We start from the raw sequence: 10796 nt of genomic DNA, 5'->3' as shown, positions 1-10796 counted from the left end.
ATGCATACTGATCCTAAGAAGGGGGTAGTGGACGAGAATTGCAGGGTCCACGGGATATCCAACCTCTACATCTCGGGACCTTCGGTTTTTCCTACTGGCGGCTATGCGAACCCTGCCCTGACCACAGTTGCACTTGCAGTGAGATTGGCTGATTACCTGAAAAAAAAGTGTCATAACGAATCTTAGTTCTGTATAATAATAAAATAAGGATTAGGCTGATAAACAAATTCAGAAGGTTTAAAGATGGCCATTATAAGGAGAACTGCGAAGAAGATACCTGGTCTTGCATATATGTATAGTGCTGTATTGAGGCATTACACAGAATTCAGGATGAGGCGGCTCGGACCTGAGAGGGTTTTTAATGAAATATTCGTCACTAACAAATGGCGCGGCAACGAATCCATCTCCGGGCCTGGATCCAGTACCGATCAAACGAGAGTAATTATCAGAGAATTACCACTCCTTCTCAGGGACCTGGATGCACAAACACTCCTCGACATTCCGTGCGGCGATTTCAATTGGATGCGCAATGTCCCATTGGAGAATATAAGTTACATTGGGGCCGACATAGTCGAACAAATCATTAAGCAGAATAATGAGAAGTATGGTAATAAGAATATCTCGTTTCGAAAGCTGGACCTGATCAGAGATGAGTTGCCGAGAACAGACGTCATACTTTGCCGTGACGGTATCGTACACCTCTCGTTTGATGATGCATTCGAAGCCTTGCGCAATATCTGCCGTAGCAGATCGAAATATCTCGTCACAACAACGTTCACACAACGCAGCACCAATACCGATATAATAACCGGACAATGGCGCACACTAAACCTTCAAGTACGGCCTTTTGAACTATCAAGCCCGCTTAAGGTGATTAATGAGGAATGTACAGAATGGAATGGGGCCTTCCCGGACAAGTCACTTGGGTTGTGGAGGATCAGGGATATTGAGGACAGCCTGACCAAGAAAGATAAAGACCGCTTGAAACTTTCTCTCAATCCCTTGCCCGGTAAGCCTGGAAAATCAAGAGTTATAAACATCCACAAGAGTAGTTAATAAGAGTCTTGTCACTTTAATCCTGCAGTCCAGAGTTTCCATTATGTATTTAAGCTTGCTTAAACATTCAAAAAGTTAAATAATTTAAAGTTGTACTAATCGTACTGCGTTTTTTGAGGGGGGGGAGAAATGCCTCGCTGGGGTATGGTCATTGATTTGAGAAAATGCATTGGTTGTTCTACATGCAAAGAAGTTTGTGATCAGAGCCATGCAAAGCCGCCAGGCGTTTCCCGGATTGTGATTGATAAGGAAAAAGAAAGTGATAGTATCGGAGAAAGGTTTTTTATGACGATGGGCTGCATGCATTGTGAAAATCCGCCATGCAGGGATACATGCCCAACCGGAGCAACATATCAGCGCCCGGATGGAATCATAGAGATTAAGGAAGACATCTGTATCGGTTGTGGGACCTGCATCGTGTCATGTCCTTATCATGCGCGATCTATCTGCAGCGAGGATGTGATATTCAGAGAAGAGATTTCTATTCGTGAAGGATGCAAAAAATCCCGCGCTGATCGGATTGGGATATGTACAAAATGCAATTTTTGCAGTCAAATAATAGATGTCGGCCTGCAAAATGGACTTAAGCCGGGTGAGGATGCCGAAGCGACACCTTTATGCGTGCGTTTTTGCATTTCCGGTTCACTTGTTTTTGGAGACCTGGACGATAAAGAAAGCACTGTGTCAAAATTGATACGGGAAAATAGCATAACACGGCTTTTGGAAGAAGAGGGCACAGAGCCTAATATCTACTATATCCTGAAGTGATTATATGTGGAGTGATTAATGAAGAAGATTGAGATCTTCCCTGCTGAGCCGCAGGATGCCTGGGGATGGCAGATTGCTGCAAATTTCATTTTGGTTGGTGCAGGTACTGGATTCTATCTCTTTAATATTTTCATAATAGTCCTGGAGGACAGGACTATTGCCTTGTCAAGACATATCCCATACAGCCTGCTTGCGCCGGTACTTGCCGCTATGGGTTTTTTTGCCCTTACTATGAAACCTGGCCGCCCGTTAAGAAGTATTTATTTGTTTAGAAATCTCAGGCAGGCGTGGGTATCCAGGGAAACATTATTATGGGGTGTCTTCATACCTCTCGCAATTTTTGACTGGTATATGCCGGGTATGATACTTCGAATCCTCACGATTGTTGCAGCCTTCTCTCTGATGATCAGTCAGGGAGCTATCCTTTATCAGATTCGTGCTATCATGGGTTGGAATCTACTCGTCATGCCAATCTTCTTCATATCTTCCGGCCTTGCATCAGGAGGAGGTGTCTTTTTGTTAGTCAAAGGTATGACCAGGTCACCATTAATGTCAGGCCCCATGATTATAGCAATGATCGCTGTAATCGCAAACCTTGCTATGTGGCTGCTGTATCTCTGCAGGTTTCGCAGCGCTGTCTTTCGAAAGGCGCTATATAAACTCCGCCGGCCTCTGAATCTTTCTGTCACCATTGGAATTGGACACCTGCTCCCTGTATTTCTTCTTTGTTCTTTCATTGGTTGGAACTATTATGAACCGGAGAGTCTTTTTCTTGCTGAGATAGTATGCGGTGCTGCAGTCTTGGTTGGGATAATATTTCAGAAAATGGCCATTATCATAAGTGCGTCGAATATGAAGGCTGTAGTAATTGAGGCTTCAAAAAATTGAATTACATGCCGAAACTCTATGATGTATAGCTATTCCCGGAAAGATTCACGAATTATTCGTGCCGTCAAGGTGCGCTGGGTCCGGTTTTGGATGCGTTTTGCCGGGTTAGACAGGTTTGGGCGTTTCGCCTCATACCTGGCGACATGGTTTGCTCTGCCTCATAAGGCCAGCAAATATCTAACCTACCTGAATCCTATGGGATATGTCGCTCCGACAGCATCTATTCATCATGCAGATCTGCGGCTTGGCGCTAATATATTGATTGGAGACAGGGTCATTATTTATCAGGCGGAGAACGGAGGCCCGGTTGAAATGGGTGACCAGGTTCATATATTGAGGGATACTATTATCGAGACAGGATTTGGCGGCTCTCTTTCCATAGGCTCGGAATCTACGATTAATCCACGGTGCCAGCTGAACGCCTATGTTGCACCCATAACGATTGGGAGTGGTGTCCAACTTGCCCCTAATTGTGCCCTTTATTCCTATGACCATGGTTTTGCTCCCGGCGAAACGATCCGGGCTCAGCCATTAAAGTCAAGAGGGGGGATCACCATCGGCGATGAGGCATGGCTGGGGGTGGGAGTGATTGTGCTGAGCGGGGTGCATATAGGAAAAGGCGCTGTTGTAGGGGCCGGTTCAGTTGTAACCCAGGATATCCCTGATGAGGCAATTGCTGTGGGTAACCCAGCCAGGGTGATAAAAATGCGTGATGAATTGGTTCAAAAAATGAAAAAACAATGATCTCGGAGTGTTTAAACATGAAATACCCGGATATGAAAGAAAATCCATCCTCGTTGAGACTTTTATACAGGTTAATTGGGAAAAAAATAAATAAGAAAATTGGTCCGATCACTAATGTTCAAACAGAAAAACCGCACATCGCAATAACGTTTGACGATGGGCCTGATTCAGTAACGACACCAATATTGATAAAATTATTCAAACAGTACCGCGCCCATGCAACTTTTTTTATGGTTGGTCAGAAAGCCAGGAAAATTAAATCGTTAGTTAATGAAATGGCAGATGATGGCCATGAGATTGGAAACCATACAATGGATCATATCTCTATGACATCCATTGGCAGAAGAGGGCGCTGGAAACAGATACAGGATTGCAAAAAAGTCCTATCGCCCTATGGGAAAAGGTACTTCAGGCCTCCTCACGGAGAACATACGGCATGGACCAATATTGATGCCTTTTTGCAAGGTTATCAGGTAATAGGATGGGACCTGGATGTTGGAGACTGGTGTAATAGTGAATTTTCTTCCATGGCTGATGAGCTTCGGGAGAAAATAACGAAAGGATCAATTATTCTGTTTCACGATACCATTTATGATAAAGGGAATCCCAAGCATAAAATTATTAAAGAAAACGTAAACCTCAGTCGGGATGTTATGGTAGATTTAGTAAGACTTCTGCTTGAAGAATATAGCGGTCAATTTCAGTTTGTTACAATCGCTGAAATGTTGAAACATGGTAGAGCAAGGCGGGGGGAAATTCGTGTACCTAATGTGTATTCATCCGGTAGAAAGATGATATGAATAAGATATCACAAGCAATCTTTTCAATAGGATACTATATAAAATTAATAAAGCGTTTCTTGCAATGGACTCTTATTTATGAGCGCTAAAACGCCCAAGGTTAGTGTCTGCATCCCGACTTATAATCGTCCCGATCTTCTGAAGCTGGCAATGGAAAGCGTCCTTGAGCAGACCTTCAGAGATTATGAGCTCATCATCTCTGACAATGCCTCAGGTGACTCAACAGCAGCCGTTATAACTTCATTCAAGGATTGCAGGATTATTCATATCAGGAAGGAAAAGAATGTCGGATTAGTAGATAATTGGAATAGCTGTCTCGCTTCGGCAAAGGGTAAATACATTACAATTTTTCATGATGATGACCGCATGCTGCCGGAGAATTTAGCATTTAAAGTTGAAGCCCTTGACCGTAACGAGAGAGTGGGAATGGTTCACTCAAACTTTCACATAATAGATGAGAATGGATACATTACAAAAAAAAACGCCCACTTTATTGAATCTAATGATTTTGTGGAAACCGGTTTGTCCTTTCTGAGGAAGAGTCTTCTCGGCTATAATCCTGTCAATCCGCCGTCTGTGGTTATTCGGAAAGAATGCTTTGAAAAGCTTGGTGGTTTTAGTAAGCGAATCCATTTTACGACTGATTTGGAATACTGGATGAGGATTGCGATGCACTACGATGTTACTTATCTGGCCAGGCCTCTGATAGAGTATCGAATGTATCATAAAGATGGGTGGACAAGTTCAAAATACTTGACTTTGATAGATGGAGATACATTTAGTAATATAAATGGGCTTCTGGATGAATATACTACCAGAAAGATTATTTTAAATCAGACCAGGAATATATTAAATGACTGGAAGTATTTAAATGGATCGGTTCGCAACCGTATGATTGGGTCAGTAAATCGTGTGGTTGAAAAGCAATTTTTAGTGCATGGGGAAAAGGGTGAGGCAATAAAATCTGTTTTCCGGGTATGTAAGGCATTCCCGGATTTGTTGTATGATATATCAATGACCAGATTAATTGTAAAAACCTTGATGGGACTACAGATGACTGGGGTTTTGAAGCGATTACTCATGAACCCCCTGGATGACAACCATAAAAAAAAGATCAGTTAATGGGTGAATCATTAATTCAACAGGCGCGATCTAATCCTCGTGATGAACGCATCGCGAGCCTTCTATTTCGTGATTATGAAGTATCGAATGAACATGACGAAACCTATATACTTACATATCTTCAGTTAAAATGGCTCTATTCAAATAATAAGTGGAAATATTTGAATGAGATTGCAAATTTCTATTTGAATGCCGGGAAAAACAGAATTTCTTATATGTGTTTGATCTCCTCATTAGACCTCAATCCAATCCAGCCGGATATATTTAAGCTGGCGGAATCATTAAGGGAGCGTTCTGGCCCTAAAAAGGCAGATGGGTTGAAAGAAGATAAGCTTACAATTTCTGTGATTATGCCAACCTACAATCGAACTGCAGGGATAAGAGAGAGCATAAGGAGCGTATTAAATCAGAGTTTTAAGGACTTCGAGCTGATAATAGTGAACGATGGGGGAACGGACGAAGTGAAAACGGTTATTGATTCATTTTGTTCTGAAAAGATCAAATATTACAAGCTTGACCACAATAAGGGGTTGGCTGGTGCATTGAATGAAGGAATTATGAGGGCAGAGGGTAAATATATAGCGTACCTGGATGATGATGATATTTATTATCCGGAACATCTTGGAACCTTGTTGGATTTTATAGGGAAACGGCCTGACTGCGACGTAGTATACTCGAATGCGTGGTGGTGTTTCGGGGAGGTCAAGGACGATGTATTTGTGGAAAAAACGAGAAAGTTATTGGGTAGAAGACCGAACAGGTTTGACAGGGACCTGTTATTGTCGAACAATTATATTTCGACTCTTAATATATTGCACCGGAAGACATGTTTCGGTATTTCAGGACTCTTTAATGAAGACCTGGAAAAGGTTATGGATTGGGAATTGTGGCTTCGGTTTTCACTTAAGCATAATTTTTATCAGCACAAAGGCATTACGGGAGAATACAGATTTAAAGGAAATAATATGTCCACCGTTGATGAATTGTCTATGACGTTTTTATGGAAGATGATTCGCAGGTATTATGAGACTATTAATGGAAAGGTAGTGTTTCTGCAGCATTATCAAAGAAATAATCAAAAAGAAAAGGCAGCCGCTATTTATGACGATATGCTTTCGCATTATGACCGCTATGCACTTGCCGCTAAGAAAGAATTGTTTGATATTTCGAAAGAGTTTCCGTATTGGAAAAACAGGAATCTCTTTGTAAATTTACCTCTGGATTATTTCAATTATAAGGCGAGGCGCTTGTTAAGATTAATCTCACTTAAGTTCAGGAAGGAAGATTTATATTGCTAAGGTATTGAGGAAGTAACTTTCAATTGTGTGATTAAAAAACAAGTTATGGAAAAGAAAGGTGTAGCAGAGGAAGTGGAAAAAGGAATTGAAGGGCAGTCTGTTGGCAAAGAGAAAAATAAATTGGCGTCGCTGGCAAGGGTAATTGCTTTGTATCTTCCTCAGTTCCACCCGATCCCGGAGAACGATGAGTGGTGGGGTAAGGGGTTTACTGAATGGACTAATACGGCAAAGGCCAAGCCGATGTTCCATGGCCATTACCAGCCCCATACTCCTGCCGATCTCGGTTTTTACGATTTACGTCTCCCTGAGACAAGAATTGCGCAAGCGGAGATGGCCAGGGAATACGGAATAGAGGCGTTCTGTTATTATCATTATTGGTTTGCCGGGAAGAGGGTATTGGAAAGACCATTTGCCGAGGTGCTCGAATCTGGTGAGCCTGATTTCCCATTCTGCCTCTGTTGGGCTAATCAGACATGGACAGGAATTTGGCACGGTACACCAAACAGGGTTCTTATAGAACAGACCTATCCCGGATATGATGATTACAGAAATCATTTTGATCTCTTATTACGGGCATTTACCGATAGACGCTATGTTACCGTTGATGGCAAACCACTCTTCTTGATTTATGAGCCACTTGATATACCCGAGGTTAAGAAGATGACAGAACTGTGGCGGAAATGGGCGGAAGAGTCAGGGTTAAAGGGTTTGTACCTCGTAGGCTATTCATGGGGCCGCTCTTTTGCAGCTCAGGAATACGGATTCGATGGTACCTTGATGGAGCGCTTTCATTTTAGGAAAAGAAAGTTTTTCAGGAGAAGACCCATTACAATGCTGATGAGAAAAATTGGACTTAAAATGGGCAAACCAATCGTCTACTCTTATAAAAAAATTCTTCCTGAATTACTGGAAAACAAGATTTTCAATGAGAGAGAATATCCGTGCGTCATTCCGAACTGGGATAACACCCCGAGAAGCGGAAAAAATGGTCTGGTTCTCCATGGATCTACTCCGGAATTATTCAGGATTCATTTTAGAAATGCCTTGAAGATTATTCAGAATTTTCCACCTGAACATAAGATAATCTTTGTGAAATCCTGGAATGAATGGGCTGAAGGCAATCATTTAGAGCCTGATCTTAAATTTGGAAGAGGATATTTACAGGTTCTCAAGGAAGAGATAGAAAACTCAGGTATATGAACAAAAGGACGCTCTTATTAATAGTCTTCAGCATTGTAGTTTTTATTGCTTTCTATTCCCCATTGAGGGAACTCTGGGTTCTGTCATCTGATGATGAGTTATATTCGCACATCTTTCTGATTCCAATCATAAGTGCCTACTTCATTTATTTGAAGAGGAGGGAACTATTTCAAAATGTATCATATTCTTTCAGCGCAGGGTTAGGTGTACTAATTACCGGAAGTCTGTTTTATATGACTGGATTGAGTCAGGGATTCAGGCTTACGCAGAATGATTATCTCTCTCTTATGACTTTTTCCGCCGTTTTAACATGGACAGGTGGTTTTATCCTGCTATATGGCATAGAGTCTGTTAAGACTAATTTATTTCCCTTTTTGTTCCTTTTTTTTATGGTCCCCATACCAGGTTTGATCGTCGAAAGAGTTATCCATTTTTTACAAATTGCTTCTACAGAGGTTTCCTATGGATTGTTTAATCTGACAGGTATACCAATATTACGAGACGGTTTTATTTTCCATCTGCCTGGTCTCAGCATTGAGGTCGCAGAGCAGTGCAGCGGCATACGCTCAAGTATTGCATTGTTAATTACCAGTATTATGGCCGGGCAACTCTTCCTGAAGAGCGCAGGGAGAAGAATTGTTCTGGCCCTGGTTATTATCCCTATCACAATCCTGAAGAATGGACTGAGGATCGTAACCCTTTCTCTGTTGGGGGTTTATGTGGACCAGGATATACTCTCAAGTTCATTACATAGAAAAGGCGGGATACCGTTCTTCTTTTTATCTTTGATATTTTTAGGCGCAATACTCTGGCTGCTTAAGAGACCTGAAAGGAAGACCATGAATGTTTGATATGTGTACCACTTAATTACTCTGCAAGAAGGCAGGGTTTAATTGGATAAATTTATTTTTGGTTGAAATCTCTCCCTTCCTTAGCCACACATCAATTACCCTCGTTACTGTCTCTCGTGTTAATCCTGTCATGTTTGCAATACTCTGATGTGTTAATCTTATGTTTAATATTGTTTCTTCCCGTGCATTTTTTTCGTACCGTTTCGCCAGCATAATTAGTAATGTCTTTATTCTGTGCGGGGCATGATTAGAATTTAACATCTGTATAAGCTCCCATGACTGACATAGCCTGGATGATAATATGTTTATCAGTCTTTCTAAGATGTCATTATTATTTAACATGATTGAATAGAGTTCATTCATTGAGATAACGGCACAAAGGGTATCTTTTGTAGCTGCTATTAAAGAAGGATTATTCCCTCTGCCACCCCAAGACGTTTCTCCAAAGATTTCACCAGACTGATGGATAAACAGGATTACCTCCTTTCCGTCTTCTGTTGACTGGGAAACCTTCACCTCTCCGTCAAAAATAATATAGATGTTATTATTAGTATCCCCTTTAAAAAGGATTGTGTCATTCTTTTTATATTGCTTTACAAAAATCTTATCTCCTACATGAAGCAAATCTTCAGTACTTAATGAAGAAAAAAGTTCCATTCGCTTTAAATGTTCTATTTTACTTGCCGTGTCCATTGCTTTTCCCAATTGAATAATCGCTATTGTGACCTTATCTTATTTCATTTGACAACAAGGCAAAAAAAGATGATAAAGTTTTACGACTTGTCAGCCAGATTAGTGGTGCAAACAATATAGTCATATTTAAAACTGCTGAACCAGGGCCACCTGGGAGGCTGTTATTTCCGCCCGTGCCTTTAATGTGACCACATCCTCCTCCTTTAGTTGCATTTACTTCGCTGTTTCCACCTGTAGTGACGGATGTATTTTCAGATACCCTGAGCAAGAATTTTTTCTGAGAATTTGGAGTATTATTATATGAATATTCTGAGGATGTCCTGATCCCGATCTCTTTATTGTTATCCTGATCAATGAGTGTAACATTCAGATTATCCGGTGCAGTAATCCCCCACTTGATTTTTATGGTGTTGCCGTCTCCAGGCGAGTTGACTTCAATGATCCATTCCTTTGGCAATGCGTTGGAGCGAATGTCTCTCCAAAGCTTCTGTTTTTCAATAGCGTATTCAGGATGGGGAATGTAGGCTTGTACCGGACCTCCTAAAAAAGCAACTGTGTCAAACTTATTGTCATATGCGTCTGTGGCTGTCTGATCAGCCCCAACTGTAAGCCTGTTTGTGGCTAAACCACTGTCGGAGTCAGGGTCCGGTGTGGAGACGTCGAAGGTTAGTTGCCAGGCTGCAGAACCTGTGATGGCGCTTCCTAATATTAGCAGGGTTGTCAGGATGGTAATGCTGAGAATCTTGTACATTTTTGCGTTGCCTCCGATTAGTTCCGCCTCACGCCGAGGAGGTAGTTATGGTTTATATATAATAATTTCAAATTGTGCATCCTGTAATACAGCAACCCAATATCCCTGCCACATTTTGAGTGTCGCATCAGTATAAACACTGAAGTCATATGTGCTGCCATTATGCTTATAGACTGCGTTACCGACCCACCCAGCTATGACCGCATCTTCATAATTTTTTAAATCTCCGGTCTCTGTGTTGCGAATATAGGTGTTTCGCAGTGCTACTTCTGCTGGATAAGGATTTCCTATCATGCTCCAGCCAGGCTGCAGAGAAATAGCCCTGCTTGGGTCACTGACCACTGTTCCTGTGATATTGAGCATGGCATTATCTCTGTTTGACTTGAGGAAATAGCCGTACCCGGGGACTATATTGGTCTCTGCCACAAACTCGCCGTCGTCTCTCCCCATGCCGTTAGAGTTCCACCAGTAGAGTTCCACCGGAGTGCCCAATGCCCCTCCGAGCAGTGTCTGGACATTGGATGTAGCAGGAACTATCGGGATTGATATCATTGTATAGCCTCGTCTTACAGCGGTTACAGGTATTGGCGGCAGGGCATTGCCATTTACCACAGTTGAGATAGCT

General features: G+C 41.9%; 13 protein-coding genes. 10 read left to right on the top strand and 3 right to left on the bottom strand.

Going from position 1 to position 10796, the window contains the following annotated elements; all coding sequences use genetic code 11:
* The 10 genes from IT392_01980 to xrt form a co-directional block, all read left to right on the top strand.
* Nucleotides 1–186, top strand: a 186-nt coding sequence (locus tag IT392_01980; protein ID MCC6543255.1) for a GMC family oxidoreductase, incomplete at its 5' end; no start/stop codon positions are given.
* Between the two features lie 57 nt (nucleotides 187–243).
* Nucleotides 244–1056, top strand: a complete 813-nt coding sequence (locus IT392_01975; protein ID MCC6543254.1) for a class I SAM-dependent methyltransferase — start codon at nucleotides 244–246, stop codon at nucleotides 1054–1056.
* A 129-nt stretch (nucleotides 1057–1185) separates the two neighbouring features.
* A complete protein-coding gene (locus IT392_01970) occupies nucleotides 1186–1824 on the top strand; it encodes a 4Fe-4S dicluster domain-containing protein (protein MCC6543253.1) in 639 nt (212 codons plus the stop codon).
* Between the two features lie 18 nt (nucleotides 1825–1842).
* Entirely contained in the window at nucleotides 1843–2712 is an 870-nt protein-coding gene (locus IT392_01965; GenBank protein MCC6543252.1) for a hypothetical protein, read from the top strand.
* 21 nt (nucleotides 2713–2733) lie between these two features.
* Nucleotides 2734–3456 carry an acyltransferase gene (locus IT392_01960; GenBank protein ID MCC6543251.1) on the top strand — a complete coding sequence of 241 codons (723 nt, stop codon included), beginning with the start codon at nucleotides 2734–2736 and terminating at the stop codon, nucleotides 3454–3456.
* A 17-nt stretch (nucleotides 3457–3473) separates the two neighbouring features.
* The gene (locus IT392_01955) at nucleotides 3474–4256 is read left to right on the top strand and encodes a polysaccharide deacetylase family protein (protein MCC6543250.1); all 783 of its coding nucleotides are present in this window, start codon (nucleotides 3474–3476) and stop codon (nucleotides 4254–4256) included.
* 78 nt (nucleotides 4257–4334) lie between these two features.
* On the top strand, nucleotides 4335–5378 hold the full coding sequence (locus IT392_01950; protein MCC6543249.1) for a glycosyltransferase: 1044 nt from the start codon (nucleotides 4335–4337) through the stop codon (nucleotides 5376–5378).
* Entirely contained in the window at nucleotides 5378–6676 is a 1299-nt protein-coding gene (locus IT392_01945) for a glycosyltransferase (GenBank protein MCC6543248.1), read from the top strand. The genes IT392_01950 and IT392_01945 overlap by 1 nt, the downstream gene beginning before the upstream one ends.
* Before the next feature lie 45 nt (nucleotides 6677–6721).
* Nucleotides 6722–7876: a glycoside hydrolase family 99-like domain-containing protein gene (locus tag IT392_01940; GenBank protein ID MCC6543247.1), complete on the top strand. Its 1155-nt coding sequence runs from the start codon at nucleotides 6722–6724 to the stop codon at nucleotides 7874–7876.
* Nucleotides 7873–8727 (top strand): exosortase, encoded by an 855-nt coding sequence (xrt, locus tag IT392_01935; GenBank protein ID MCC6543246.1) that lies wholly within the window; start codon nucleotides 7873–7875, stop codon nucleotides 8725–8727. Before IT392_01940 ends, xrt begins: the two co-directional genes overlap by 4 nt.
* A gap of 12 nt (nucleotides 8728–8739) precedes the next feature.
* Here xrt and IT392_01930 read toward each other — a convergent pair whose 3' ends face one another.
* The 3 genes from IT392_01930 to IT392_01920 form a co-directional block, all read right to left on the bottom strand.
* Nucleotides 8740–9420 carry a Crp/Fnr family transcriptional regulator gene (locus tag IT392_01930; protein MCC6543245.1) on the bottom strand — a complete coding sequence of 227 codons (681 nt, stop codon included), beginning with the start codon at nucleotides 9418–9420 and terminating at the stop codon, nucleotides 8740–8742.
* Nucleotides 9421–9454: 34 nt separating this feature from the next.
* The gene (locus IT392_01925; protein MCC6543244.1) at nucleotides 9455–10171 is read right to left on the bottom strand and encodes a hypothetical protein; all 717 of its coding nucleotides are present in this window, start codon (nucleotides 10169–10171) and stop codon (nucleotides 9455–9457) included.
* A gap of 45 nt (nucleotides 10172–10216) precedes the next feature.
* Nucleotides 10217–10796: hypothetical protein (locus IT392_01920; GenBank protein ID MCC6543243.1), on the bottom strand; the 580-nt coding region annotated here is incomplete at its 5' end.

The organism is Nitrospirota bacterium (assembly GCA_020846775.1).
Lineage (GTDB): Bacteria > Nitrospirota > 9FT-COMBO-42-15 > HDB-SIOI813 > HDB-SIOI813 > RBG-16-43-11.
Note: the sequence above shows the minus strand (reverse complement) of the source record. Positions and strands in the feature narration are given on the sequence as shown.

Excerpts from the sequence above, each read along its gene's own strand:
- IT392_01975 (MCC6543254.1), top strand. The coding sequence starts at position 244 with ATGGCCATTATAAGGAGAACTGCGAAGAAGATACCTGGTCTTGCATAT.
- IT392_01970 (MCC6543253.1), top strand. The coding sequence starts at position 1,186 with ATGCCTCGCTGGGGTATGGTCATTGATTTGAGAAAATGCATTGGTTGT.
- IT392_01965 (MCC6543252.1), top strand. The coding sequence starts at position 1,843 with ATGAAGAAGATTGAGATCTTCCCTGCTGAGCCGCAGGATGCCTGGGGA.
- IT392_01960 (MCC6543251.1), top strand. The coding sequence starts at position 2,734 with ATGTATAGCTATTCCCGGAAAGATTCACGAATTATTCGTGCCGTCAAG.
- IT392_01955 (MCC6543250.1), top strand. The coding sequence starts at position 3,474 with ATGAAATACCCGGATATGAAAGAAAATCCATCCTCGTTGAGACTTTTA.
- IT392_01950 (MCC6543249.1), top strand. The coding sequence starts at position 4,335 with ATGAGCGCTAAAACGCCCAAGGTTAGTGTCTGCATCCCGACTTATAAT.
- IT392_01945 (MCC6543248.1), top strand. The coding sequence starts at position 5,378 with ATGGGTGAATCATTAATTCAACAGGCGCGATCTAATCCTCGTGATGAA.
- IT392_01940 (MCC6543247.1), top strand. The coding sequence starts at position 6,722 with ATGGAAAAGAAAGGTGTAGCAGAGGAAGTGGAAAAAGGAATTGAAGGG.
- xrt (MCC6543246.1), top strand. The coding sequence starts at position 7,873 with ATGAACAAAAGGACGCTCTTATTAATAGTCTTCAGCATTGTAGTTTTT.
- IT392_01930 (MCC6543245.1), bottom strand. The coding sequence starts at position 9,420 with ATGGACACGGCAAGTAAAATAGAACATTTAAAGCGAATGGAACTTTTT.
- IT392_01925 (MCC6543244.1), bottom strand. The coding sequence starts at position 10,171 with ATGTACAAGATTCTCAGCATTACCATCCTGACAACCCTGCTAATATTA.